Below are 25,753 nucleotides of genomic sequence, written 5' to 3'. Positions count from 1 at the left end.
ACTACCTTCTAAATAGCTCATCATCTAACTTAGTCAGAGCCTCTTCTTTTATTTTTTCTGCAATAACCTCAGCATTAAAGCCGTATCTATCCCATAGCTCATCTACGCTTCCCTGTTCTATGAAGCTGTCCGGAAGGGTTACGGGTACGAAGTGATAACCTAGTCCAAGCCCCGCCGACTCTGCCATAAGCCTCTCAGTATAGCTCCCTGTTCTTACACTTTCCTCAACCACAGCTACAACCCAATGGTCGTCTTTAAGTTCTTTAAGGAGTCTTGCGTCTGCCTTGTCTAGGAAGCGGACATTTACCACAGTAGGAAGAATTTTACTTTCTTTAAGGATTTTGCTTATATCTAGGGCTAGCTTAACTGTCTTTCCTGTAGCAAAGACAGCTACATTCTTACCCTTTTCAAGGACCTCATTTTCATAGGCTTTTATAGGCTTAAATTCTATGTCTGTAAACTCATCCGCCGTTCCTCTCGGGTAACGGACAGCCACCGGCTTATTAAGGCTATAAGCATAGATTAACATCTCCCTAAGCTCTCTTCCATCTTTTGGACTAAGAACCATTAGACCCGGGATTGAAGAGAGATAGCTTGTATCAAAGATGCCCTGATGGGTTTCTCCGTCACTGCCTACAAGCCCTGCCCTATCAACTGCAAATACTACAGGCAGTTCCTGAAGACAGACATCATGTATAATCTGGTCATAGGCTCTTTGCAAAAATGTGGAATATATTGCTACCACAGGCTTTAGTCCTGAAGCTGCCATCCCTGCTGCGAAGGTAACCGCGTGTTCCTCTGCTATGCCTACATCAAAAAACCTATTAGGGTACACCTGCTTAAAGTTATAAAGCCCTGTGCCAAAAGGCATTGCGGCTGTTATCGCAACAAGCTTATCATCCTTTGCCGCAAGCTCTAGGACAGTGTCTGAAAAAATGGAAGTATAACTCCTTCCTGTCTTTACACTGAGGCTCTCTCCTGTCTTTATGTCAAAAGGATCTACTCCGTGGAACTTAGCAGGATGCTCTTCTGCCTTTTTATAGCCTAGGCCCTTCCTGGTGATGACATGGACAATGACTGCACCCTCGACTCTCCCTGCATTTTCAAGGGCAGCCTCAAGCTCCTTCATATTGTGTCCGTTTACAGGCCCAAGGTAGGTAAGTCCCATGTCTTCAAAGAACATCCCCGGCACAAACAGCCGCTTAATTACGTCTTTCGAGACCTTTAGCTTCTCAAAGAGCCTGTTGCCAATGTTTGAACCCGTTAAGGTCTCTTTCACACCGCTTTTTAGCTTGAGGTATTTTCTGTTTGTCCGTATTCCATCAAGGTATTTTGCTACTCCACCCACATTCTTTGATATGGAGCATTCATTGTCATTAAGTATAATTATAAGATTGGACTTAAGTGTGCCTGCATTGTTAAGTGCCTCAAGTGCCATACCGCCTGTCATGGCGCCATCCCCAATAACTGCAACCACCTTTTCATCCCTGCCTAAAAGGTCTCTTGAGGCTGCAAAGCCTAGGGCCGCAGAGATAGAGGTTGAAGCGTGTCCTGCCCCAAAGGCATCGCAGTCGCTCTCATTTCTTTTGGGAAAGCCTGAAAGTCCGTCAAGCTTCCTAAGCCTGTTAAGCCCCTCTTTTCTTCCTGTAAGAAGCTTGTGGACATATGACTGATGCCCCACATCCCAGATTAGCTTGTCTTTTGGAAAATCAAGGTAGCGGTGCAAAGCCATAGTAAGCTCCACTATACCGAGGTTTGAGGCAAGATGCCCTCCATTTGTTGAGACGGTCTTAATAAGGTATCTCCTTATTTCCCTGCCAAGTTCATAAAGTTTATCCTCCGGTATATTCTTTATATCGTTAGGCTCATTTATATTGTCAAGTAAAGGCATAACTCCACCCCCATTTGTCTAACTCTCTCTGCTTTTTAAATACTCCAAAAATTCTAGTATAAAGCCGTCATAACTACAGTTTTTGTGGCAGATATTTTCTAAGTTTTTGTAAATACTTTTATAATTAGCTTCCATTATCTCCAAAGCCTTAGCTTCGCCCAGTAGCTTTAGATATGTGAGCTTGTTGTTTCTTTCGTCGCTGTGAAGAGGCTTACCAAGCTTAGCCTCATCTCCCTTTATATCTAAGAGGTCATCCTGAAGCTGGAATACAAGACCAAGTGAAGTCCCGGTTCTCTCCATGGAAGCTATCTCTTCCCCACTTTCTCCTGCGAGGATAGCTCCTATCACAAAGGCTGCCTTTATAAGTCCCCCTGTTTTTAGGTCATACATGGCTAGAAAGAAGTCCTCATTCTTTTCTTTCTTGCCTTCTTCTGAAAGCATATCAAGAATCTGTCCTCCTATCATGCCATCTGCGCCCGAATAGGAAAACAGGGCAGAGATTGCCATACCCACTCTTTTATATTCATCTATGGTCTCACAATGAACAAAGTCCTTGCTGACTGTTTCTGCGGCAAGATTTAACAGCCCGTCTCCTGCAAGTATGGCTACTGCTTCTCCGTATACCTTATGGTTAGTGGGCTTTCCTCTTCTTAGGTCATCATTATCCATAGCAGGCAGGTCATCATGAATCAAAGAATAAGTATGTATCATCTCAAGAGCTGCTGCAAAAGGGCGCACCAGTTCTTCCTTACTTCCGCCTAAAAACCTATAAGTTTCAAGCATTAAAAGAGGTCTAAGCCTTTTACCTCCCGCAAGGAGGCTGTAATTCATAGCTTCGCAAAGAAGTGTTTCCTCTGTCATAGGCTTTGGAGAATACTCTCTTACCACAGCCTCAACCTCTGCGATTTTTATATTAAGTCTATCTCTAAATCCGCTATTCATTGGCGCTTCCCTGTTCTTCTAAAACCACTATCTCTTTCTCTACATCTGCAAGCTGTTTCTTGCACTTTTCAACCAACTCCACTCCCTCTTTATATAGCTTAAAGGATTCTTCAAGCTTTATAGAGGAGTCACTCATGAGATTATTTATCTCATTTAGCCTAGCCATATTTTCTTCAATAGTTTTACTATTTTCTTTAGTTTTATTCTTTTTCTCAGCCATTTTTCTTATTTATCTCCTCTACCCTCGCCTTTACAGAGCCGTCTGCAAGCACAAGATTAAGCCTCTCTCCCTGCTTTAGTCCCTTAACGCTACGAATATTTTCTCCTGCTTCATTTTCCACGTAAGAGTAACCTCCCATGAGCCTCTTCATAGGAGATTTCCCTTCTATCTCAGCAGTTATTGATATAAACCTCTTGTTAAATGTCTCATAAGATGCCCTCATAAGGCGGTCAAGCTGCTGCTTGCCCTTTGTCACAGCTTTATCGTAATTATCAAGTTTTAGGGTAAGCAGACGGTTATAATTTTGTGAATAATTCTCTATCTGCCTTCTTACTTCCTTTAGCTTCATCTGTGGGCTCTGCCTTCTTATGGCATATTCAAACTTGTCGATAGAAGACTTCATCCTGTCAATTCTTAGCTGTAATTTGTTTGAAATGCTATCCTTGAAGCCGTCCAGTTCATTAAAAGCAAGTGCAAGGCTTGGTACTGCATTCATGGCGGCCGCTGTAGGAGTGGCTACACTTAAATCAGATACCTCATCAACCAGCGTTCTATCCGTCTGGTGTCCCACCGCTGAAATAACAGGTATTCTACAACTATAGACAGTTCTTGCAAGCTTCTCGTCATTGAAACACCACAGGTCTTCGGTAGAGCCGCCTCCCCTGCCTATGATAATGGTGTCCACGCCTTCTTCTTCAAAGCGTTTAATCCCCCTTATAAGTGTGGCTACTGCATCTGCTCCCTGAACTATTGCAGGATAAAGGATTAGCTGTACATAAGGATTTGCTTCCCTTGCTGTTCTTTTTATATCCTCTATGACAGCACCTGTTCTTGAGGTAATTATGCCTATTTTCTTAGGATACCTAGGGATAGACTTCTTATGAGACTCATCAAAGAGTCCCTCAGCTCTTAGCTTAAGCTTTAGTTTCTCAAGCTCCTCGAAGAGCCTTCCTACTCCCTCTTTTTCTATTTTATCGGCATAAAGCCTGTAATCTCCCCATCTTTCATAGACACCTATATTGCCTGTGACTACAATGTGCTGACCCTTTTCAAGCTTAAAATCAAGTCCTGCACTTCTCTTTGACATCCACATGGCACAGCTCATAACTGCAGCGTCGTCTTTGATGGTGAAATATATATGCCCCTTTTTATCTTCTTTACAGTCAGAGACTTCTCCGCTTATCTTTACATTTCTAAGGGCAAAGTCTCCCTCCAGCTTGCTTTTTATATATCTGGTTATTTCAATGACAGAAAATACCTTTCTTTCAGCCATATTATTTCTCTTCTCCGGACTTGTCCTCTGTCATAAATTTAGCAAGCACTCCGTTTATAAACGCAGGAGATTCGTCACCGCCATAGATTTTAGCCAGTTCAACAGCCTCATTTACCGATACCTTATCAGGTATTTCTAAGTCAAACTTTATCTCGTATACGGCCACACGAAGCAGCATAAGGTCAGTCTTTGAAATCCTGTTTATTCTCCACTTTTTGCTGGCTCCATCTATAAAGCTGTCTATCTCAGCTTTTTTCTCCTCTACGGCTAAAACCCTCTTCCACAGGTTCTCTCTGTCTTCTTCTTTTATTTCCGCATAGTCAGCATAAGCCTCAAACTGTTCTTTCCATTCGTCTTCAGGATAAAACTCAAAGACAAAGGTAAGTTTGGCTGTGTGTTCTCTAAATTCTCTTCTTGTCATATAAAACCTTTCATTATTTCAATGCACAAGAATCTCCTTCAAGAAAACACGCTTAAAGGAGATTCTTAATAATCGGCTAGGTAAAGATTTGCCACTTACAAATACAGGTTATACTGCATCCGGTGCAACCACAACCTTTACATTAACTTCTTTACAGGTTAAGCCTATCATATTCGAAAGTGCTGTAATTACCTTTTCCTGTATCTGTCTGGTAACCTTAGGTATGCTATAGCCATACTTTATGTCAACTGACATATCCACATAGACAAAGGCTTCAACCACTTGGACTTTTACCTTCTTATATGCATTTTTGGACTTGAAATTCTCAGATGGTTTGCCTGCAACAGCCTTTACACCCTCTACTTCAAGAGCTGCAAGCCCTGCAATCGCAGAAACCACCTCATCTGCTATGTAAATCTCACCAATATTTTTAATTTCCTTTGTATTCATACTAACCTCCTTAAGTAACGGCTCTACCCCCTGCTTAGCAAGGGTTTCGGACCGCAGCTTTATAGTTTTTTCTCTCCATATTATAACCATTTATGAATATTTTTGCAATGTATTAGGGAAAAAACCCTTAATCGCTAGTCTATTCTGTCACTTTTAAAAGCAAAGAACCTCTGGCCTAAGTAATTAAAGCCTGTAAAGAACACCATTCCCACCAACATCGCAATATTGGTTTGAATTTTTTCCTCCTGGCCTGAGAGAATTAAAACTGTAACAGGCTTAGCTATCCCATAGGCAAGGAGGTAACAAAAGGCTATATTTAAGGCAAATTTCACCACCTGTAAAAATGATTTTTCTTTATTCTTAAAGGTAAAATGTTTGTTTAGGTAATAGCTTAAAATGCTCACCAAAATGTAATTGCTGGCAGTTGATATCCAATAATTTATACCTAATAAATTATACATTCCAAACATTATTGTGGTTCCTATTACAGTGTTAATAACTCCAACAATAATGAACCTTATCATACTCCCATCAAACAAAGATAATATTTTTTTCATAGCTTGATATCCTTTATATTGCTGTCTGAACAAATAAAAATAGGTCTTTTCTTTACTTCTAAATAAACCTTTGAAAGGTAAATTCCGAGGATGCCTATACAAATCAACTGAACTCCTCCTATTAGCAGGATAATGGACATCATAGAAGGCCAACCCGCTACAGGATCCCCAAAAATAGCAGCCCTTATCACAACAAGGACCAATCCGATAAAAGAAAGGAAGGCAAATATAATCCCAAAAAACACCGAAATGCTGAGGGGAAGGGTTGAAAAAGCAACTATTCCTTCTATGCTGTAAAGAAGAAGTTTCCAAAAGCTCCACTTAGTCTCCCCCGCAGCTCTTTCCACATTTTCATAAGCTATCCACTTGGTCTTAAAGCCTACCCAGCCGAAAAGTCCTTTCGAAAATCTGCTATATTCACTCATTCTAAGTAGAGAATCTACAAAGTTTCTACTCATTAACCTATAATCTCTTGCTCCGTCCACAATATCTGTTTTTGATATTTTATTCATTATTTTGTAAAATTTCTTTGCAAAAAATGAACGTATAGGTGGCTCACCTTTTCTCGTAATTCTTCTCGTTGCGACCGAATCATACCCTTCTTCTGTCGCAATCCTTAACATATCTATCAAGGTTTTAGGAGGATCCTGTAAATCTGCATCCATTAGTACAACATAATCACCATTTGAATTTTTAAGTCCTGCGTACATAGCGGATTCTTTACCAAAGTTTCTTGAGAATGATATAAACTTGACTCTATTGTCTTTAGAGGCAAATTCTTTCAAAATACCAAGGGTACCATCCTTTGATCCATCATTTACAAAAATAAGTTCAAAGTCATAGTCTGTTAGTAATTCCGTAACTTTGTTCATTTCTTCATAATAAAGTCTGATTACAGCCTCTTCGTTATAACAAGGCACTACTACTGATACCAACACTCTTCCTTTTCCTCCAATCTAATACAAGCATCACTCCAAGGATAATAAATGATGCTACTGAAAGCATAATTGAGATTGTAAGCCCTGGTGTACGATATTTCAGCTCAATGTTAAAGTCTCCTCTTCCAAGAGAGAGGCAGCTAAACATATAGTTTCCCCTAAGTATTGGCACTTCTTTCCCATTAACATAGGCTTTCCAACCCTTTTCATATGGAATGCTCATAGCCAATATTTTAGGCTTATCCAAGCTAATCTCTCCGGAAATTTTATCTATTCCAAACCTTACATTTTGTAGGTGGTTTTCCTTTAACTTGTTTATTTTAGCTGGAATTCCCTCCATCGAAACTGAGAAAACTCTCACATCAGCAAGTGGATATTTTATTTTTTTCTGAAAATATAATTTCCCCCATTTTTTCTTCTTACCTGCATTCCCTAAGTTAAATAAAAAATTGTTTCTCCCGAAATAAGATGTATGTCTCTTACTTCTTACAATATCCTTTTTATTTAATTTATATGAACGAATGCCAATTTTAGAAGTAGAAAAACGCTCATTCAAAAAGAGCGATTCCAAATAAAGGTAAGTTTCTTTCTTCTTATCATCATCAAACAAAACCTTTAAGTATTTGCCGGATGAATTTAACTTTTTATTCTCTTTCCCATCTTCACTTTTATTATCATAAGAAAAATCTATATATTTATTAGGTTTATACCTAACTCTGTTTCCAACTTCCACCTTATAAGGAATTTCGCTGTAATATTTTTTAGGTACGCCTTGCTCTATATCAGGAATTTTCTCCTCCAGATAAACCATATCAAGCATATTTGCCTCTTTATCCAAAGAAAAAGCATCCTTAATTTCATCATAAGTTGTGTACTTGTCATAGGTATAGCCAAATGGTAGAAAATACTTATTCTCATATATCTTATACTGTCCATTTGGCGCTTTTAAGGTATAACCATAAGGAACCTCTCCTTTGTATTTCCCTTTAGCAAGAAAGTACTTGTTAGAAACCAAATTACCTGCAACAGCTCTGCCATCCATACCCGCAAAAAAGATTTTGTTCCTATGGTCAGCAATCTCTAGTTCATCAAATAATTCTCCTATATGCGGATTGATAATGCTAAAATATAGGTAGCTGTTCGGAAATCCCGCTATCATCCCAAGATTCTGTGTAAAGCTGCTTCCATCTGTTCTAAAATACTCTTCCTTAGAAACATACTCTGAGTTCTTAAAAAATACTTCCTGACTATTTTCATATCTTGAGAAATTATCATACTTTCTATACTTTTCAATAAAACCTGTGTCATAATAAGTCATAATTCCAACAACACAGGCATTTGCAGGTATCAGCAGAACAACAATCATTAAACTTCCCATTTTACTGATGAATGAGAGTTTTTTCTCAATATAATCATTCAAAAAATAAACCAGGAAAAACGCAATATCTACTAGGATTAAACCAATCAATTGATATTTATCGCCACCTATAATATAAAAAACAAAGCATAGAACATTTAAAATGCCAAGAATTTTGATAATAAAAGCCTTATGCTTTCTTTCCATCAATTCTTCCATTGTATCTACAAACAAATATGAAAGAAGCAGCCCTGTACCAAACATCCAGCGGTTTGTAGCATAAGAAAAACCATTCATTATCCTGCCTGCAAATGGCATCCCAAGACAAATTATAGACAAACCCGTCAAAAACAGAAGGGGTTTTCTACTTTTTTGATACTTAAAAAATGCAATAATTAAAGTAAAAAATACCAGTGGTGATATAGTAAAGCCATAATTTTGAGCTTTTGCATAAAAAAGTGACAGCATAAATTTTAAGTATTTTAAATCAAAAAAGCCATAATAATCTTCTATATTTTCCACTCGATTACTGTCTAAAAAGGCCATGATGTGCGGCAATAATACTATAGCTACAAGGGAAATTCCCAATATGTACATTGCAAATACCCTTAAAAAGCTCCATACATACTCTTTTATTTTTTGTTCAGAGCATTTATATAGTTCCATAAACCTTACATTCGCATATAAAAACAGCATTATAGTCATCATATAAAGGAAATAGAAACCACTTAACGCAGATAAAGAAATGCCAAATATAAATATATAAGGTTTCTTTTTACGCAGTATAAGGTCAAGTCCAACCACTAAAACAGGAAGATAAATTATGGGATTTAAGAAAAAAGGGTGCTTAATTCCCCAAAAAAACACATAAGATGTACTAATATATACCAAAGCACCGATTATAGAATATAATCTTCTTTTTCCAAAATAACTGCACATAAAAATAAAGCTAAGCCCTGAAAGATAGACTCTTAAGGCAACTAAAAAGCTATATAAATAATCTGTGTACTTGAAAGGTACAAGTATGGATAGCTGGTTAATGGGATCAAAAAAACCGTAGTAGGTCAAAGTTGTAAAAACATTTCCACCAAATCCCAAATTAAAATCATAGCTTGGAAAGCTACCTGATGTAACAGCTTCAGAATAGTATTTTCTAATGTACATAAGGGCTTTTAAATGTTGGGTATAGCCATCTGACTCCCATACAAAACTACGCCCTTCTAAAATGAAAGTTATAAACATAAAACTAAAAACAAGCAGAAATAAAAATGTATAAATAGTTATATAAAGATGTTTTTTAGTTTCAATGTCATGCGTAAGTCTGTTTATTTTACTCTTTAAATCACTACCACCCATCAAATTCCTCCTATTTAATCACACTTGCTATCTAGATTTTATCATGTTAAACTGTATTTTTCAAATAAATATCCAAAGAAGAGCTATTGCAAATCACATAACAGCTCTTCTTTGATTTATAGTCAAAATCTTTTTTTACCTTTATTAAAACTCACTTTGAGGTATGGTACAGATAAGCTGCTGATTCGCGTCCCCTGTATTTCTTACCACAAACTGAAGGTCGCCTCCAACTATCTTTAAGTCCTCAACCTCGGCAAATGTTACATCCTCATCATCTTCATCAGTGTAGTCATCATCGGTATAATCTTCTTCCTCGTCATTGCTCTCTTCGCTTTCTTTCTCATCACCGCTGCCATCATCCTCTGAATCGGGCGGAAAAGAACTCCATACATAGTCTGCATTTAATCTGGCCGTAGACCTGTGTCTGACCTTTCCATTCTTAATCTCATATTTATAAATGGAAATCCCGTTTAGTTTGTAATATCTTTCATCTCCTGATGACACATATAGATTGTACCTACCATTTGTTTTATTGCTTATGGCAAAGCCCTGAATTGACCTTGATTTAAGCTTGTACTGTTTTGTTGAAAATACAAGAGCCTTTTTAATTCTCTTATTTTTCTTTACATTTACTTCGTTATTTTTCGCCCTGTCAAATTCCTTATTTACTACGGAGAATTTGTATGCGGAATACTCGGATTTACCTTTTTCATTTAGTTTCCATATGACCAGGGTACTTTTATCAGGTGTCAATGCTGCATCAACCCTCATTGTAGTGCCAAAGCGTTTAGACTTTTTATTGGAATAATTCAGATATGTAAGCCTTTTTACCTGACTGTTATTTATAAATGCACCTGGTTTGTATTCAATGCGTCCAATCTGAGTTGACCACCAAAGTGTACGGTTATAGGTCTTTTTACTTCCACAGGAAACTAAAAGGTACTTCTTCCCATTGTAACTATACACCTCTAAGGTCTGTCCATGCCCGGCTCCCCTTATTACCATATGGTCTACAGGTTTATAAGCATCATACTCAGCTGAATACTGACATCTGCTTATGAGCACGAGATTTTCAACTCTTCCGGTCTTGTAATCATCGAATTCATCAAACTCATTTTCACTGTATGCCTGTTGAATGTATATGTCATTGCCATCAACGGCATAGCTTTGAATGGCCTGAGTATAGTAGAGCAAGAATCTATATCCCCCCTCTACTACTACATCCTTACTCTCAGCGGCCTGTGTCTTTATGGTAAGCCCCACATAGGTAAGGACCATAAATATTATCACACTTAATAAACTAACTATCTTCTTTGTTTTCATTTGTTATCTTCTTTTCTTGGTAAAAATATATCCCATAACTTGTCTTTGGCATCAAATATCAGATTGTACTGCACATTTTCATAGCCTCTTTTTAGCTTCTCAGCCTTCTTCTCGTCCACCTTCTTTTGCTTATGCCTTGTGGCCGCTCCAAATTCAGAAGCCTGCGGCTTAGTAAGGTGAGTGGAGAAAAGTCTTTTGCCATTACCGTCCCAGTAGCCAAGAGCTGACATTGCAGGTATGTACTGATGGAGGTTTAGCAGGTATTTATCATAATCAGAAAGCTCAACCCCTGAATACTTTAACAGGATTGATGCCAGATAGTTAACTGAAACAGTGTTATATTCACCTGTAAGTCCTCCGTCATGCATGCCGTCATACTCAGGAATGTCATAATTAGCCCAAATAAAATAAGGAACTACGAACTTTGACAGTCTCTTGTCATTATCACTTTTATAAAGGCTATGATCATTTAACTGCTTTGTAGCATCATCCGAAAATGAAGGCTGGTGGTCCCCGTAAAAAAGTATAATCACAGGCTCATCCACCTTCTTAAAATACCCAATCAAATCTTTAAGTGCAGTATCACTTGTCCTCATAAGCGAAACATAGTTATCAAGTGCCTGAACCGCCTTGAAGTTGGTTATCTTGACAGGCTCATCAAATCGCACCTTGTTATTTGAAAAGCCACCATGGTTTTGCATAGTTACATTAAAGAAAAATTGTGGTTGATCCTTGTTAGCTTTTTTATTTTTTTCGTACATTTCTATGAGGTCTTTGTAGTCATTCTTATCGGTAATTAGCCCCCTAAGCAGCTCCTTATCATTAAATTCCTCGTAAAATACAGCATCTTCAAAGCCTATATACTGATACACACTCTTCCTGTTATATCCTGATGAATAGTAAGGATGGAAAGCAGTTGTCTTGTAAGGCTTTTTCTGATTCTTAAGCACCTCTACCACCGATGGTACATTCTGCTTAAGATACTGGGTATACGGCACTGAGCCTGTCGGCATATATGCCATCGAGCTTCTTGTGAGGAATTCAAATTCAGTATTGGCTGTAGGCCCTCCTGTTACACTCATATTTACATAGCCTTTAATTGTATTCTTCTTGAGGCTCTTTATATAAGGCATAACAGGCTTATCTGTCTTAATGTCCGCAAGAACCGAAAGGTCTGCAAAGGTTTCATTTTGAATGACTAAGATGGTAGGATAGCGTACACCGTCCTTATAATCTTTCATTATATTATCAGGTGAATCAAGCACCTCTTTTACAGCTTCCCTAGCCACCTTAGGACTGTAGCCCTCGACTTTTACACCGCTTGTTGCGTGCATATTGCTGAAAAAATATGCAAGGTAGCCCTCATCATTTACATTTTCATTATAGTTCCATGAAAGGCCGAAGATATAGTTGTAAAGTAGTCCATCCTGAAAAGACCAAATACAAGCTACAGATAAGCAGCCAATTGCTATCAGTGTGGTAATTATCCTTCTAACAGGATTTATTTTATTCTTCCTAAGCCTTGGTATCAGTATCAGTATGATGAGAAAGACCACAAATATGCCCACAGCTACAAAGAATGGAGTATCAGGGTGAAGCTTATACCTGCCTGCTACTTCCATCGCAGTTCCTATAACTGTAAGGTCTCCGAACATAATGTAGTTGCCTCTAAACTGAAGTACTGTGTAGTTCGCAACTCCCACCAGGTATGCAAGGACGATGCAGATAAAGGCAGGTATCTTAATCCCTCTAAATACCGCATATAAAAAGGTATAGAGGATAATCCAGTACATCATGTTAAAGAACATCATTTTTACGATGACATTCGGAGGGGTACCCATCTGCATTTCAACCAGATAAAAGCCCATAAGCCCTGTAAGCCCCGCCATAAAGCATTTGATAAACCAGGGATGCTTGTAGGCGCCTCCTGACCTCAGCCATAATATGAGCTTTTCCCAGATTGCGCCTAAGGTAACCAACAGTATTACACCTATGAATTTAAGATAAGCTATACCATCATTGTTTATTATGAATTTATTTACAAGACCGTAAATATCTTTATGCTCATATCTTAATATTCCGCCTGCTGCTCCAAGAGAAATGAGTATGATTATCTGGGTAAAGATAGAATTCTCTCCTCTTTTAATAAGCTTTTTCTCCTTTGGCGCACCCGCAAAGCGAAAGATAGAGTATATACATAAAAATACAGGGATTAAAATAAGAACCATTCCCCATATTAAATTATCAAAATCATCTGTATAAAACAGCTTCTCAAAGTCCTTGCCGTTTTTGTTAAACTGTGTGAGACTCGCGTCAAAGCAGAAAACACCTACAACAAACAGAGAAAGCATAAGGGCAAGTATAACCTGCCCAATATGCCTTTTTAAGTACCCTAACATGGATTCGTCAGGGTTATATTTTTTGTATATCCTATAAATCTTTTTAATAATTTTCATTTACTTGCATAACTCCACTATTGCATCTGCAAATACTTTCGCACTCTTAACTATCATGTCAACTACCATGAACTCATCAGCACCATGCATATGGTTGTCAATTTCAGGATCTTCACAGCCAAAGGCTACTCCGTTTTCAACATGGTGTACATAGGTACCTCCACCTATGGCTATTGGCTTGGCATTTGTAACTCCAAAGCCCTTCTCATAACATTTAAGCAGGGTTTTTACAAGCTCTGAATCACCGTCTACTACATGAGGCTCAAACATAGGCTTTTCAGGTATGGTAAATCCCTGTTCACGGATTTTTTGCTCCATTACCCTGCCTGTGTTCTCATCGTTAGCTACAATGCTTGCACGACAGTCATAAGCACCCTTAAAATGTGTTTCGGTGATTTCAAGGATGTCAAAGCTGACTGTGGTCTCTCCTGAGACATCATCCTTAAGGTCTACGCCCATCGTTTTACCATTGTAGTCGCCATAAGGGAAGATGTTGTTAAGAGCTTTCACATAGTTGTTTACAGGAGCATCTGCAAGAGGGAACTTAGATAAGAGGGTAACAAGTCCCTGGATGGCGTTCTTACCCATATGTGGTAGGGAAGCGTGTGCATTCACACCTATAGCCTTGATATTAAGGTTATCCCCGTCTTCCTCAAATACAAACTTAAGTCCGGTTTCTTCCTCAAATTTCTTGGTTATCTCCTTAACATCTGCCTCTTTAAGCCCCTTTACTACTGCTGTAGCCTTGCCTGGAACCACATTTATCTTGATACCGCCCTTTAAGGACACAAGACTTGGAGTCTTGTCAGTCTTTTCGTATTCGGCGGTAAACTCATTGCTGATTCCGCCCTTTTCTATATTGATAAGAGGCCAGGACGCATCAGGAGTAATTGTCATAGGTGCAGCCTTTTCTTTGGTGTAGTAGTATTCTACATCACTGCTGCCACATTCCTCGTCTGAACCAAGGATGAGGCGGACATTGTGTTTAAGTGGTATATTTAGCTCTTTGACTGCTCTAATTGCATAGAGGGCTGCAACTGCAGGTCCCTTGTCATCACAGCTTCCCCTGCCGTAGAGGAGCCCGTCTTTAATCACAGGATTGTAAGGCTCTGTAACTGTCCAGTCATCTCCCGCAGGCACTACATCCAGGTGCGCCAAGATATCAAGTCTGGTAGGTAAATCATAAGAGTCAGCAGTAATTACTCTGTTGTCATAGTTATTTACCTTAAAGCCGTAGCCTGTGAGAAGCTTACTTGCAGCCTCAAGAGCCTTGTAAGGGCCCTCTCCATAAGGCATACCAGGCTTTTCTTCGCCTTTTTCACTATTAATCCTTATGAGGTCCATAAGGTCGTTTAACATCTCTTCCTTATGACTCTCAATGTAGTCACTTATTTCTTTTTCGTAAGCCATTTTATACCTCCATATTTACAATTATTCTTCACCCGATAGGAAAATTTCTTACTGAGAATTATACCATTACATTATCATATTTCAAGTAAAAAGTATAATGCTAAGCATTGAATACGCCCATGATAGCAGGTATTAGCTGCTTCTTTCTGGAAACTATACCCTTTAGGGTAGCGGCATCCTTATAGACTTTCACATCAAAGGCCTTTTCTACAATTCTTTCGCTTCCGTCACCAAAACAAAGAAGTTTTGTGGATTCCTCGACTATGTTAGTAAGCATAAAGAATACCATTGACATACCGTTTTTACCACATTCACTCTGCAATATAGGCCTTATCTTCTCTTCAGCATTTGCAAGAGACTTGGAGTCCATAGAGTTAATCTGTCCCACTCCAAAGGATGTTTCGCCTGCCATAAACTTCTTAAAATCCTGATAGAATATCTCCTCAGGAGCCTTTTCTGAGAGGTTGCTGCCCGCCATGAACATATCATTTGCAAAGTCCTCTATGTTAATGCCTGCAATCCCCGCAAGCACGGTAACAGCCTCCTGGTCAAACTTGGTACAGGTAGGTGAGCGGAACATAAGGGTGTCAGAGAGAATAGCCGCAAGGAGGAGCCCCGCTATCTTCTTAGGTATCTCTACTCCTCTTTCATTATACATCTGGTATATAATGGTTGCAGTACAGCCTACAGGCTGATTTCTAAACATGACAGGTCCCATGGTCTCAAGAGAGCCTATTCTATGGTGGTCAATTATCTCAAGGATTTCTGTCTCTTCTATGTTGTCAACGGTCTGAGTACGCTCGTTGTGATCGACAAGAATGAGCTGCTTTTTCCTTACATTGATGAGGTTTCTTCTGGAAATGGTGCCAAGACAGCGTCCATCTGCATCTATTACAGGGAAGTCACGGTAGCGGTACTTACCCATAGTTTCCTTGATTGCATCTGTAAAATCATTCGAATGGAAGGTTACTATGCCCTCACATTTCATAAGATATCTAACAGGTATACTATGGCTTATAAAAGTTGCTATGGTATAGGTATCCATAGGACTCTCTATGATTACGCAGCTCTTCTTCTTCGCCGCAGCTATGACGTCTTCATCTGCTGTGTGTCCGCCACTTATCACTATACAGCTGGCATCTGCCTTGATGGCCGCAAGCTGGGTATCTTTTCTGTTGCCAAGCACAACCAGGTCATCTGCAGCCATATTGGACGCAAGAAGCTTAGGGTCATCAGTGCCAATGATAACCCTTCCCTTTATGAAGTAGCCGTGTTCATTACCAAGCGCAAGCCTTCCATTTAGTGTATCCGCCATTCTCTTGTACTGGGTTCTGGCCTTAGCAAGTATAGTCTCATCAGCATTTCCCATAAAGTACTTCGCAATATCTCCTATAGCTATTATACCTTCAAGCCTTCCCTCACTATCGGTAATAGGAAGGGATGCAGCCCTAGCCTCTTTCATAAGCTCCCAGGCCTCATTAATTGTGAGGCTTGAGTCAGCAAATGGAGTCTTGTGAATCTCCATATCCTTTACCTGTGTACCCGCATCAGGCATATAGCCCGGAGGCTCTATTCCAATCCTCTTTAGGACATATTCCGTCTCTTCATTTATCTGGCCTGCCCTCTTTGGAACATATTTAATTCCTCTTGACGTCAGATTCTTAAGCTCTGCATAAGAGATAGCAGAACAAATTGAATCGGTGTCCGGGTTCTTATGTCCTATTACATAAACTATCTTTTCTTCTTTCATATTCTCCTAACTTAGCTGTGCAAGTGTAGTGAGTCCCATCATTGCAATGCAGGCAGCTATAAAAAATGCCATTCCAAAGTTTCCGTAGACAAGACCTTTCTCTTCCCTTCTAGTAAATGGTGCGCCGTTTACATCAAGACGCATATTCTTTCTTCCGATAATCAGTAAAACAAGTCCCACAAAAAAGATTACGATAACCGCAATCGAATATACCGCAGACATAATTACCCCCGGTGTTAGAGCCTGTGATACTAGTTCAGGATTGCCGCTCTGGAGCTTATTTATCACGTCTTCGGTATAGTTTTTAGAGACGAACACGGCCAAAACAGATCCCATAAAGTTGATAATCATATGGAAGGCTATTGAATACCCTATCTTTCTGCTCTTTATGTAAACATAAGCAAAGATGAGACCTATACCAAAGGCATAAAAGAACTGGAAAAGGTTCATATGGAAAAGTCCAAACATAAGTGCAGAAAGCATCATTGCGTTTCTTTCTCCGAACTTCACAGTCTTGTCGATAAGTATCTTTCTAAATACTATCTCCTCCATGATCGGTCCTAAGATAACAACAAAGATGATTGTACCTGTCATATCAGCATTGGTAATAAGTTCAGCAAGATTGTTGGTTGAAGTCTTGCCAAAAAAGCCTCCGATAACCCCCGAAAGCCCTGTTCCTATGAGATTACCAATATACATAATGGTAATGCACATACAAAAACATTTTAAGAGGGTGAAAAAGCCGATGCCCTCCTTTTGTCTGCCATCATTAGGTAGTTTCCTGATAATAAGTAAGAGCACAGGAAAGGCTACAAGGTACAATGGGAAAAATGACACAATGTAGGTCATAATCGAAGGTATCTGCCCTCCGCCTGAGTGTAACATCCTGACCAATGTTACTCCTATTTCCTGTGCGATTAGCGACACTATAACAAAGGCAAAAAAGCCCCAGCCTAAGATGCCAAAGGTCTTCTTTGCAAGTATTTTATTAAAAAGGCTCTCTTCCTTTTTAGCCTCATTTTCTATACCTTCCATCTTTTCCGCCAGATTCTCAAGCTTAGTAGTCACATCCTCAAGTTTCCTCGCTGTCTCTTCAAGCTGCCCTACTGTCTCCATATTTTCATTCTCGTTGTTCAATTCTTATCCTCTCTTTCATAGTAATATTATGACTATTTTTATACCATATAATTCCCACAAAAATCAACCTAAAGAGGTCATTTAACGCGCCTTGTAAGCAAATCTTAAGAATACTCACTATAAGCCAATCTGTTTTTCTTTCTAAGATAGGTTTGAAATATATTCCTTAAGCGCCTCTTTCCAGGATTTAATCTTAAAATCCGTTTCACTATGAAGCTTTTCATTGGAAAGCACTGAAAAATGTGGCCGTTTAGCCTTTGTAGGATATTCCTCAGTAGTTATAGGCAGGACCTCTACCTCTTCTTTTCCCATAAGCCTCATTATCTCCTTGGTAAGCTCATACCAGCTTGTACTTCCGTCACATACCCCATGCCAGATTCCATATTTATCAGTCTGGATGAGATAGACTATAAATCTTGCAAGCTCCACTGCAGAGGTAGGAGAACCAATCTGGTCAGAAACCACACGAAGAGTCTTATTTTTTTCTGATAGTGAAATCATAGTCTTTACAAAGTTCTTTCCTTCTCCGTAGAGCCAGGCAGTTCTTATAATAAAATATCTATCAAGGGTATCAGTAACTGCTTTTTCACCAAGAGCCTTACTTCTTCCGTAGGCACTTACAGGGTTTGGCTTGTCACCCTCTGTATAAGGCACAGCTCCACTTCCGTCAAACACATAGTCTGTTGAAATGTGTACCAACACTGCGTCTATCTCCTTTGCCACAAGAGCGAGGTTCTTCACTCCTGTTTCATTCACAGCCCTTGCCTCTTCTTCGTGGTCCTCACAGTCATCCACAGCGGTGTATGCAGAGCAGTTGATAATAACATCAGGCAAGAATCCAAAAAGAGCTGCCTTAACCGCATAATAATCTCTTATATCAAGAGTTGTAATCTCCGCTCTTTCATCTAAAAGTCCGTCTTCTTTCATTAGGTTGTACAGGGAATTCCAAGAGGCATCATTTGATACCGTAAGCATAAGCCTAAAGTCAAAGTCCTGTTTTTTCCCTAATAATTCTCTCATAACAGCTATACCCAGCTGTCCTTTTGCACCGGTTACCAGTATTCTCATTTTTACCTGCCAAATTTTTCTTCGCGGTTGTTATACACCTTTTTGTAGTATTTTTCATAGTCCCCACTCATCACATCTTCCATCCACTTCGCATTATCAAGATACCATTTTATGGTATATTCAATACCCTTTTCAAATGGAGTAAGCGGCTTCCAGCCAAGCTCCTTTCCTATCTTCTTTGGGTCTATGGCGTATCTTAGGTCATGCCCAGGTCTGTCTGTTACGTATTTAATGAGGCTCTCAGGCTTGTCCGTAGCCTTAAGGATGGCCTTAACCACCTCTATATTCTTCTTCTCGTTATGGCCGCCTACATTGTAGACTTCTCCGACCTTGCCCTTTTCAAGTATCATATCAATGGCTATACAATGGTCTTCTACATAGAGCCAGTCCCTTACATTGATACCCTCGCCGTATACAGGCAGTTCCTTATCGTGCTTAGCATTGTATATCATAAGAGGAATCAGTTTCTCAGGGAACTGATAAGCGCCGTAGTTGTTGGAGCATCTTGATATGGTCACAGGCAGTCCATAGGTTCTGTGATAAGCTAGAGCTATCAGGTCTGCAGATGCCTTCGAGGATGAATAAGGGCTTGAGGGATTAAGCGGAGTATCCTCAGTAAAGAATAAATCTTCTCTATCAAGTGGCAAGTCACCGTAAACCTCATCTGTCGATACCTGATGAAAACGCTTGATGCCATACTTTCTGCAGGCATCCAGAAGTACTCCCACCCCTGTAATATTGGTTCTTAAGAACTCATCAGGAAAGAGAACTGAGCGGTCTACATGACTTTCTGCGGCGAAGTTTACCACCTGATCAGGCTTTTCTTCTTCAAATAACTTATAAACAAAGTCCCTGTCAGCAATATCTCCCTTTATGAACCTAAGCTTTGGATTCTTAAGTGCTTCTTCAAGGTTTGAAAGATTGCCCGCATAAGTGAGCTTATCCAAACAAATATACTCATTTTCAGGATGTTTTTTAAGTACATAATATAAAAAATTACTTCCAATAAAGCCTGCGCCACCTGTTACTATTACTTTCATTTTATACCCTTCTTTCTACTTCAGTAGAATAATTTTACTATATTTACATCTAAGAAGTCTGTTTTAAACCTCAGACTATCTGTTTAACAAATTTACCTCTTATCGGATATTCATCCATATATAAAATCTTTGGTACTGATTTTCTGATTGAATTGTAAATTTCTTAATCAAAAAAGTAACTCTCATCCAATTCTGCAAGTACCGGCGCTATCTTATCCTTATCAGATATAATAACCTCGTCTATTCCTAGTTTAGTGAACCTCCAGTCCACAGCAACCCTTTCATCATTGTAGATGATTGCTCCCTCAGACTCCTTGTTATAATAATTATCTGCCTTGTAGGCAAATTCCACATTGTCAGTAAGAGTTAAAAATCCATGTGCAAAGCCCCTTGGAATAAAAAACTCTTTTTTATTCTCTTCACTTAGTTCTATACCATACCATTTGAGGAAGGTCTCCGAATCCTTCCTAAGATCCACAGCCACATCATAAACTCTGCCTCTTAGTACCCTTACAAGCTTAGCCTGAGCATATTCTCCCTTTTGGAAATGCAGTCCTCTAAGAGTGCCCTTTTTCTCTGAAAATGAATGATTGTCCTGTACAAACTCGCAGTCAATCCCGATTTCCTCAAATTTCCTCTTTGACCAGCTCTCCATGAACCAGCCCCTATGGTCTCCAAAAACCTCTGGCTCCACCACAAAAAGCCCATCAATTCCGGTTTCTATCCTTTTCATCAAATAAGTTCTCCTGTTAAATTGTTATTTAGCCCACATACTTCTTGATTTCTTCAATGTAGAGCTCCCCTATCTCACTCATATTCATATGAGCCCTCTTGATATACCCAATATCCATAGTCACCTCCTTAGCAAGCTTAACCGCAATATAATCACTGCCATTTAGCTCCTCGCAGATGATACCCGAACATAGAGTAAAGGCATTTAGCCCCACCATAAGGTTCAAATTGGTAGCCCTGTCATTTGACTTAATAGTCTTCTTAAAATCGTAGGTACTAAGTATTTCCTCCGCAAAATAAAACGAATTGTTATCTCCCTGCTCAAACGAAAGGCAAGGATAGTCCTGAAGTTCCTCAAGGGCTATGACCTTCTTTCCCGCAAGTGGATGATTCTTCCAAAGATAGGCGTAACCCTCACAGGTGAAAAGATGAACGAACTCAAGCTGATTATCCTTAAATATCTTGTTTAACACCTTTTCATTAAAATCATTGGTATAAAGGATTCCTATCTCACTCTTTCCTGTAACCACATCGTGGATGACATCGTGTGTTCTTGCCTCTCTTATGGCAAATTCGTACTTGTCCATATCAAAGCCCTTTACCATCTCCACAAAAGCTTTTACGGCAAATGAGTAATGCTGTGCAGATACACCGAACTTCTTCTTTATCTGTCCTGCCTCTATGTATTTGTCCTCTAAGAGTTCCACCTGATTGATAATCTGCCTGGCATAGCCTAGGAATTCCTCACCTTCAGCGGTGATTACCACTCCCTTGGTAGTTCTTTCAAATATAGATATATGCACATCATTTTCAAGCTCCCTAATAGCCATTGACAGACTCGGCTGGCTCACAAAGAGCTGTTTTGCAGCTACATTCATAGAGCCTGTCTTGGCTACTTCTATTACATATCTTAACTGTTGTAAAGTCATAGGTTACTCCCTCTCGTGTATATTCCATTTATTTAAGTTCATCATCTTTTATCAAGTTTATAATCATCTTGCCCGTTATATCTTTTAATTATAACATAGTTCACCAAGTTTTAAAACCATAAATCACGAGAAATATACATAACAAAAAGGCACAGCCCTGCGCCACTTTCCAAACATCAGATACTAAGTCCAACTTTGGCCACGCAAAAGGCTATGCCTTATTTACATATCAATTTATTTTCCCAAACATTTCTCACAGGTTCCTACAAGCATGGTCTTTGATACATCAAGCTCCACCTTTAGGTCTTTACGAAGCTTATCCATAAAGTCATCCACAAAGCCATGTTCAAGATGAAAAATCTTCCCACAGGAATCGCACTGCAAATGAAGATGGGCATTGCATTCCTTGTGCTCTCCCGAATACTGGTAAAATGCGGACTCATTATCCTTTCCCTTAAAAGCCAGTATATCGCCACTTTCCACTAGCTTATCAAGGTTCCTGTATATGGTTGAGCGGTTGATACTGATACCCTCTTCCTTTAGTCCATCAAGAATCTCTACAACTGTGAGCCTATGCTCATTATGAGCCTTCAGATACATTATAACTTCATTTTTACCCTTGGAATTATATTCCTTTGCCATAATCCCTCCAAAATCTACGTCATATACAGAAGTTTACTGTCATTAACAGATTTTGTCAAGGCAGGCAAGGGCTTTGTGTATCTCGTTTATACTGTAGAAATCACCGGTATCCATTTTCCTGATATCAGCGATACAGCCGCCATACGCTTCTCGCTCTATATCTATGTTATGTTTTTACGACTCATATTTCCAATCTGTAAGCACATTCTGTAAGTTTCTCACATAAGCATCAATATCGGCACCCATTACAAGTTCACCGATGATGTTTCCGTTCTTGTCTACGAAGATTGTGGATGGAACTGCATAGAATCTCTTCGCAAAGCTGCTAAGTGAATCACTGAGTGTAAGGTTGGTATACTTTACACCGGTCTGCTTTTCGATATAGTTTGCATTGTCAACTCCATCCTTCATTCCTTCAGGAACATCTGCTACAATACCAATCAGATTGGCATTTTTAGGAAGGCTTTCATATATCTTCTGAAGCTCAGGCATTTCATTGATACAAGGCCCGCAGAAGGTTCCCCATACATTTACCATGGTTATGTCTTTGTCAGCAAAGATTTTCTCTGTTATCTTATTTCCCTTGGTGTCAGTTGTTTCAAATGAAGGGAATTTCTCCTTGCCTGCCTCTGTGCCTGCTGAAGCAGTGCTTCCTTCTTTTGCAGAAGAAGCGGATGATTGGCTGCTAGCTGATGATGTCTTGCTGTCAGTTGCTGATGTCTGGCTGCCGGCTGATGATGTCTTACTCTCAGTCACTGCAGCACTTCCTGATGTGGAAGCTTGGCCGCTCTTTGCAGAAGAAGAGTTGCCGGAGTTACCCTGACAAGCTGATACTACTAAAGTTGAAGCTAATATTAGTCCTAATAATTTTCTTTTCATTTTTCCTCCGTAATGATGATGGTCAGTTATATTTATTTTGATACTTTTGACACTTGCATCATACTTATAAATGACCAAATATTTTATGAGATTATATTGTACACAATTTTACCTAGTTTGTCTATAGGTAAAATTAGCTATTTTTTGAATCAATATGAACCACCCTTTGAGGATAACTGAACTCAATCCCATTTTCCTTAAAGGATTCTCTTACATTCTCCATCAAATCAAAATAAACATCCAAGTAAACAGGGGTTTCACACCAGACCCTTACTGCATACGTAATATCGCTTGCATTGAATCTTAACAGCCTTATTGTAGGTGTATATACTCCGTCTTTAGCTATACGCTCGTCTTTATCAACTACACTTTTTATTGCGGAAATAACATCCTTTGTAGCTGCCTTATAATCAGCAGATATCTCTATATCCACTCTCCTTTTAGCCTCTCCCGAGTAGTTTGATATCCTCTGTGAAGCAACATCAGAATTGGGTATGAGTTCTACCTTATTGTCTGGAGTACATATTCTGGTACGCATAAGAGTGATGCTTGTGACTGTCCCCATCACTCCTGATACCTCTATAAAGTCACCTATAGCAAATGGCTTTGTGATAAGGAGCATTATTCCTGAAAATACATTGGTAAGGATATTTTGCAAGGAAAGTGAAAAAGCAAGGGAGACAACACCTAGAAGAGTTACAATGGATGATGTATTTATTCCGACAGACTGCGCCGCCATAATAATACCTATTATGTAGAGCACGACTCTTGCAATCTGCTTAAAAAAGCCCTGCATACCTTTATCTAACTTGGAGGTAATAAAAATTCGGTCTAATATCCTAAGCACTATGGTTACTACTATCTTACATAATATTAGTATAATAACAGGCTTTGCTACATAGAGCATAGCCTGTTCAAAGCTCATATTAAAGATTTTCTCGAACTTTTCCATTATTCACCTTTGTTTTCTTTATTTACTTTATTATCTTTGTTTTCTTTATTCTCTTTATTTTCGTTATTTTCGCCGGCTTCGTTAGCTTCTTTCATTTCTTTAGCTTCATTTCTCTTCTCCTTTAAGCTAATAAGCCTCTCAAACCATACCTTCGCCAGTGCTCCTGATGGTACTGCAACTATCATTCCTACAAGACCGCCTATACTTGCACCTACCGTAAGAGAGATGATGACTATCATAGGATGAATATTGACACTTGAGCTTAAAAGCTTAGGGTAGATGAGGTTTCCATCTATTGCCTGTATAATAAGCAGGGCAATCGCCGCTATTATCATGCTTTTATAATCACCTGTAGCTATTCCTACAATTGCTATTGAGGTGTAGCCAACTATCGGTCCCATATAAGGGATAAGATTGCCAAGGCCAATAAGAAGTCCTATTACAATGGCATACTGTATTCCGATTATTGAAAATACTATACTTACAACGACTCCTATCATAAAAGCATCAAAGGCCTGACCTCTTATGTAGCCCGAAAATACCCTGTCTGCATCGCTAATCATGGTGTCCATTGTAGACTTTACTCTCTTTGGCAGAATGATGGTAAGCACCCTGCCCCAGTATGTTTTAAGCTTAGGCATATCGAGCAGAAAGTATATGCTAAATATAAGAGCGAAGAACGCTGTAGCAACACCATCTTTCAAGTTACCTGCTATATTGCCCACCTGGCTTGACAGATTAAGCAGGTAAGTACCTATGTTGTTCATAAATGTATCTACACTGGATTTTATCTCAGCTGAGTTAATATTTAGCTTGTCAAGTCTGTCCATAAGCTCCCAGTACAGCGAATTTATAGAGTTTGCATAGGTCTTAATACCTTCAATTATGTCCTCTGAATTAGCCGCCCTTGCCTGTTTGGTAATAATTGAAACAAGCAGTGAAACCAACAAAAACAAGCCAATCAGAATAACGACTCCCTGGAGAGCTACCGCAAGACCTCTAACGCTTTTCTTCTTTTTAAGAGGTTTTATCTTTTGAAGCAGGCTTTCTATTTTTTCAAGCATTGGAAACAGGAGATAAGCAATAACAAAGCCTATGATTACCGGCTTAAGTATCGCCCCCACCCAAGACACAACCTGCCCCGCAGTCTTTGCAAGGGTAGGAAGCTGGTCCGTAACCCTGCTTAATAGAAAGATAACTATGCAGGTAAAAATCACATACATTGAGATTTCTAAATACTTTTTATTAACCTTATCCTTGTAAAAATTCATATATCAACCTTTCTATAGCTAAACACAAATTCATCACTGTTTCCAGCGTGTCACTAAATATTTTTCTACAGTGTTTAATACTACCTCAGCCTTTTCTAACTGTTCTATTGCTGTGTCTTTCGAAACTATAAAAAAATCATCATAATCCGCCTTTTCTCTAAGTCTAAATGACGTATCCAATATCTTAGATAACGACTTATCAAAAATACCGTTCTTTACATACTCTCTATTTATATATGCAATTATTCCAGAATGCTTACTTGAATCAAAACCGTCAAGCGCTGTAATTGCTCTTAATGCATGAAAAATTGCATAATATGAGCGATTTACAGATGATGAAAAGCTCTTATCACTAATCAATAATTTTGCGTCTCCTATTATCTCTTTGGAGCGCTGAAAGCGATACTTTGAAAGCTCAATTAAGCTGCTGTCCATAACACAATTCCCTCTCTGTTTACATTTTTATAAAACGGCAAAGTGTCAGCCCATTTTATAAATTCATGTACATTTACATCAATGACAGAAAACACTTTATCATATTTCAAATTCATGTCAACGATAAAATCCGATAATTTATCTTCAGTAAATTTATCCAGCTCATTTTTTACTATAACCATTATATCTACATCAGAATCCTTATCATTTGTCCCTCTTGCAAATGAACCATATAGTATTACTTTTTCAATATTACTATTTATTATTTCAACTATACCATTTGATAATTCCTCTAAAATTTCACCATTCATAACAGCCTCTCCT

Annotated in this window: 24 protein-coding genes; all 24 read right to left on the bottom strand. The window is 38.9% G+C overall.

The window, feature by feature from the left end; all coding sequences use genetic code 11:
* Nucleotide 1 precedes the first annotated feature (1 nt).
* Nucleotides 2–1,891: a 1-deoxy-D-xylulose-5-phosphate synthase gene (dxs, locus tag JJN12_RS01650; RefSeq protein ID WP_208428059.1), complete on the bottom strand. Its 1,890-nt coding sequence runs from the start codon at nt 1,889–1,891 to the stop codon at nt 2–4.
* A gap of 18 nt (nt 1,892–1,909) precedes the next feature.
* Nucleotides 1,910–2,833 carry a polyprenyl synthetase family protein gene (locus tag JJN12_RS01645; RefSeq protein ID WP_208428058.1) on the bottom strand — a complete coding sequence of 308 codons (924 nt, stop codon included), beginning with the start codon at nt 2,831–2,833 and terminating at the stop codon, nt 1,910–1,912.
* On the bottom strand, nt 2,826–3,053 hold the full coding sequence (xseB, locus tag JJN12_RS01640; protein WP_208428057.1) for an exodeoxyribonuclease VII small subunit: 228 nt from the start codon (nt 3,051–3,053) through the stop codon (nt 2,826–2,828). Before xseB ends, JJN12_RS01645 begins: the two co-directional genes overlap by 8 nt.
* Nucleotides 3,046–4,326: an exodeoxyribonuclease VII large subunit gene (xseA, locus tag JJN12_RS01635; protein WP_208428056.1), complete on the bottom strand. Its 1,281-nt coding sequence runs from the start codon at nt 4,324–4,326 to the stop codon at nt 3,046–3,048. Before xseA ends, xseB begins: the two co-directional genes overlap by 8 nt.
* A gap of 1 nt (nt 4,327) precedes the next feature.
* Entirely contained in the window at nt 4,328–4,747 is a 420-nt protein-coding gene (gene nusB / locus JJN12_RS01630) for a transcription antitermination factor NusB (RefSeq protein WP_208428055.1), read from the bottom strand.
* A gap of 108 nt (nt 4,748–4,855) precedes the next feature.
* Nucleotides 4,856–5,197 (bottom strand): Asp23/Gls24 family envelope stress response protein, encoded by a 342-nt coding sequence (locus JJN12_RS01625; protein ID WP_208428054.1) that lies wholly within the window; start codon nt 5,195–5,197, stop codon nt 4,856–4,858.
* 134 nt (nt 5,198–5,331) lie between these two features.
* Entirely contained in the window at nt 5,332–5,754 is a 423-nt protein-coding gene (locus tag JJN12_RS01620; protein ID WP_208428053.1) for a GtrA family protein, read from the bottom strand.
* The gene (locus JJN12_RS01615) at nt 5,751–6,692 is read right to left on the bottom strand and encodes a glycosyltransferase family 2 protein (protein ID WP_208428052.1); all 942 of its coding nucleotides are present in this window, start codon (nt 6,690–6,692) and stop codon (nt 5,751–5,753) included. The genes JJN12_RS01620 and JJN12_RS01615 overlap by 4 nt, the downstream gene beginning before the upstream one ends.
* Nucleotides 6,661–9,405 (bottom strand): YfhO family protein, encoded by a 2,745-nt coding sequence (locus JJN12_RS01610; RefSeq protein ID WP_208428051.1) that lies wholly within the window; start codon nt 9,403–9,405, stop codon nt 6,661–6,663. Before JJN12_RS01610 ends, JJN12_RS01615 begins: the two co-directional genes overlap by 32 nt.
* A gap of 144 nt (nt 9,406–9,549) precedes the next feature.
* Nucleotides 9,550–10,728, bottom strand: a complete 1,179-nt coding sequence (locus JJN12_RS01605; protein WP_208428050.1) for a helveticin J family class III bacteriocin — start codon at nt 10,726–10,728, stop codon at nt 9,550–9,552.
* Nucleotides 10,725–13,184, bottom strand: a complete 2,460-nt coding sequence (locus tag JJN12_RS01600) for an LTA synthase family protein (protein ID WP_208428049.1) — start codon at nt 13,182–13,184, stop codon at nt 10,725–10,727. The genes JJN12_RS01605 and JJN12_RS01600 overlap by 4 nt, the downstream gene beginning before the upstream one ends.
* Nucleotides 13,185–14,594, bottom strand: coding sequence for a Sapep family Mn(2+)-dependent dipeptidase (locus JJN12_RS01595; RefSeq protein ID WP_208428048.1), 1,410 nt, complete (start codon nt 14,592–14,594; stop codon nt 13,185–13,187).
* Between the two features lie 100 nt (nt 14,595–14,694).
* Nucleotides 14,695–16,344, bottom strand: coding sequence for a putative manganese-dependent inorganic diphosphatase (locus JJN12_RS01590; protein ID WP_208428047.1), 1,650 nt, complete (start codon nt 16,342–16,344; stop codon nt 14,695–14,697).
* Between the two features lie 6 nt (nt 16,345–16,350).
* On the bottom strand, nt 16,351–17,481 hold the full coding sequence (locus JJN12_RS01585) for a CPBP family intramembrane glutamic endopeptidase (RefSeq protein WP_208428046.1): 1,131 nt from the start codon (nt 17,479–17,481) through the stop codon (nt 16,351–16,353).
* Nucleotides 17,482–17,622: 141 nt separating this feature from the next.
* Complete coding sequence (gene rfbD, locus JJN12_RS01580; RefSeq protein ID WP_208428045.1) at nt 17,623–18,549, bottom strand: dTDP-4-dehydrorhamnose reductase; 927 nt, start codon at nt 18,547–18,549, stop codon at nt 17,623–17,625.
* A gap of 2 nt (nt 18,550–18,551) precedes the next feature.
* Nucleotides 18,552–19,589: a dTDP-glucose 4,6-dehydratase gene (gene rfbB, locus JJN12_RS01575; RefSeq protein ID WP_208428044.1), complete on the bottom strand. Its 1,038-nt coding sequence runs from the start codon at nt 19,587–19,589 to the stop codon at nt 18,552–18,554.
* A gap of 163 nt (nt 19,590–19,752) precedes the next feature.
* On the bottom strand, nt 19,753–20,322 hold the full coding sequence (gene rfbC, locus JJN12_RS01570; protein WP_208428043.1) for a dTDP-4-dehydrorhamnose 3,5-epimerase: 570 nt from the start codon (nt 20,320–20,322) through the stop codon (nt 19,753–19,755).
* Between the two features lie 28 nt (nt 20,323–20,350).
* The gene (locus JJN12_RS01565) at nt 20,351–21,250 is read right to left on the bottom strand and encodes a LysR family transcriptional regulator (protein WP_208428042.1); all 900 of its coding nucleotides are present in this window, start codon (nt 21,248–21,250) and stop codon (nt 20,351–20,353) included.
* 234 nt (nt 21,251–21,484) lie between these two features.
* The gene (locus JJN12_RS01560; protein WP_208428041.1) at nt 21,485–21,892 is read right to left on the bottom strand and encodes a Fur family transcriptional regulator; all 408 of its coding nucleotides are present in this window, start codon (nt 21,890–21,892) and stop codon (nt 21,485–21,487) included.
* 174 nt (nt 21,893–22,066) lie between these two features.
* Nucleotides 22,067–22,771 (bottom strand): TlpA family protein disulfide reductase, encoded by a 705-nt coding sequence (locus JJN12_RS01555; RefSeq protein WP_208428040.1) that lies wholly within the window; start codon nt 22,769–22,771, stop codon nt 22,067–22,069.
* 133 nt (nt 22,772–22,904) lie between these two features.
* A complete protein-coding gene (locus JJN12_RS01550) occupies nt 22,905–23,723 on the bottom strand; it encodes a mechanosensitive ion channel family protein (protein WP_208428039.1) in 819 nt (272 codons plus the stop codon).
* Complete coding sequence (locus JJN12_RS01545) at nt 23,723–24,994, bottom strand: AI-2E family transporter (protein WP_208428038.1); 1,272 nt, start codon at nt 24,992–24,994, stop codon at nt 23,723–23,725. Before JJN12_RS01545 ends, JJN12_RS01550 begins: the two co-directional genes overlap by 1 nt.
* Before the next feature lie 33 nt (nt 24,995–25,027).
* Nucleotides 25,028–25,429 (bottom strand): HEPN domain-containing protein, encoded by a 402-nt coding sequence (locus JJN12_RS01540; RefSeq protein ID WP_208428037.1) that lies wholly within the window; start codon nt 25,427–25,429, stop codon nt 25,028–25,030.
* Nucleotides 25,414–25,740, bottom strand: coding sequence for a nucleotidyltransferase domain-containing protein (locus JJN12_RS01535; protein ID WP_208428036.1), 327 nt, complete (start codon nt 25,738–25,740; stop codon nt 25,414–25,416). The genes JJN12_RS01540 and JJN12_RS01535 overlap by 16 nt, the downstream gene beginning before the upstream one ends.
* Nucleotides 25,741–25,753: the final 13 nt, after the last annotated feature.

Origin of the sequence: Catonella massiliensis (assembly GCF_016651435.1) — a bacterium.
Lineage (GTDB): Bacteria > Bacillota > Clostridia > Lachnospirales > Lachnospiraceae > Catonella > Catonella massiliensis.
This window is presented reverse-complemented; position numbering and strand designations above follow the sequence as displayed.

Bases quoted from the DNA above. Each gene is read 5' to 3' on its own strand.
- rfbB (WP_208428044.1), bottom strand. From the start codon at position 19,589: ATGAAAGTAATAGTAACAGGTGGCGCAGGCTTTATTGGAAGTAATTTT.
- rfbD (WP_208428045.1), bottom strand. From the start codon at position 18,549: ATGAGAATACTGGTAACCGGTGCAAAAGGACAGCTGGGTATAGCTGTT.
- JJN12_RS01565 (WP_208428042.1), bottom strand. From the start codon at position 21,250: ATGACTTTACAACAGTTAAGATATGTAATAGAAGTAGCCAAGACAGGC.
- JJN12_RS01540 (WP_208428037.1), bottom strand. From the start codon at position 25,429: ATGGACAGCAGCTTAATTGAGCTTTCAAAGTATCGCTTTCAGCGCTCC.
- JJN12_RS01545 (WP_208428038.1), bottom strand. From the start codon at position 24,994: ATGAATTTTTACAAGGATAAGGTTAATAAAAAGTATTTAGAAATCTCA.
- xseB (WP_208428057.1), bottom strand. From the start codon at position 3,053: ATGGCTGAGAAAAAGAATAAAACTAAAGAAAATAGTAAAACTATTGAA.
- JJN12_RS01625 (WP_208428054.1), bottom strand. From the start codon at position 5,197: ATGAATACAAAGGAAATTAAAAATATTGGTGAGATTTACATAGCAGAT.
- xseA (WP_208428056.1), bottom strand. From the start codon at position 4,326: ATGGCTGAAAGAAAGGTATTTTCTGTCATTGAAATAACCAGATATATA.
- JJN12_RS01620 (WP_208428053.1), bottom strand. From the start codon at position 5,754: ATGAAAAAAATATTATCTTTGTTTGATGGGAGTATGATAAGGTTCATT.
- JJN12_RS01560 (WP_208428041.1), bottom strand. From the start codon at position 21,892: ATGGCAAAGGAATATAATTCCAAGGGTAAAAATGAAGTTATAATGTAT.
- rfbC (WP_208428043.1), bottom strand. From the start codon at position 20,322: ATGAAAAGGATAGAAACCGGAATTGATGGGCTTTTTGTGGTGGAGCCA.
- JJN12_RS01550 (WP_208428039.1), bottom strand. From the start codon at position 23,723: ATGGAAAAGTTCGAGAAAATCTTTAATATGAGCTTTGAACAGGCTATG.
- JJN12_RS01535 (WP_208428036.1), bottom strand. From the start codon at position 25,740: ATGAATGGTGAAATTTTAGAGGAATTATCAAATGGTATAGTTGAAATA.
- JJN12_RS01595 (WP_208428048.1), bottom strand. From the start codon at position 14,594: ATGGCTTACGAAAAAGAAATAAGTGACTACATTGAGAGTCATAAGGAA.
- JJN12_RS01555 (WP_208428040.1), bottom strand. From the start codon at position 22,771: ATGAAAAGAAAATTATTAGGACTAATATTAGCTTCAACTTTAGTAGTA.
- dxs (WP_208428059.1), bottom strand. From the start codon at position 1,891: ATGCCTTTACTTGACAATATAAATGAGCCTAACGATATAAAGAATATA.
- JJN12_RS01605 (WP_208428050.1), bottom strand. From the start codon at position 10,728: ATGAAAACAAAGAAGATAGTTAGTTTATTAAGTGTGATAATATTTATG.
- JJN12_RS01610 (WP_208428051.1), bottom strand. From the start codon at position 9,405: ATGGGTGGTAGTGATTTAAAGAGTAAAATAAACAGACTTACGCATGAC.
- JJN12_RS01645 (WP_208428058.1), bottom strand. From the start codon at position 2,833: ATGAATAGCGGATTTAGAGATAGACTTAATATAAAAATCGCAGAGGTT.
- nusB (WP_208428055.1), bottom strand. From the start codon at position 4,747: ATGACAAGAAGAGAATTTAGAGAACACACAGCCAAACTTACCTTTGTC.
- JJN12_RS01590 (WP_208428047.1), bottom strand. From the start codon at position 16,344: ATGAAAGAAGAAAAGATAGTTTATGTAATAGGACATAAGAACCCGGAC.
- JJN12_RS01600 (WP_208428049.1), bottom strand. From the start codon at position 13,184: ATGAAAATTATTAAAAAGATTTATAGGATATACAAAAAATATAACCCT.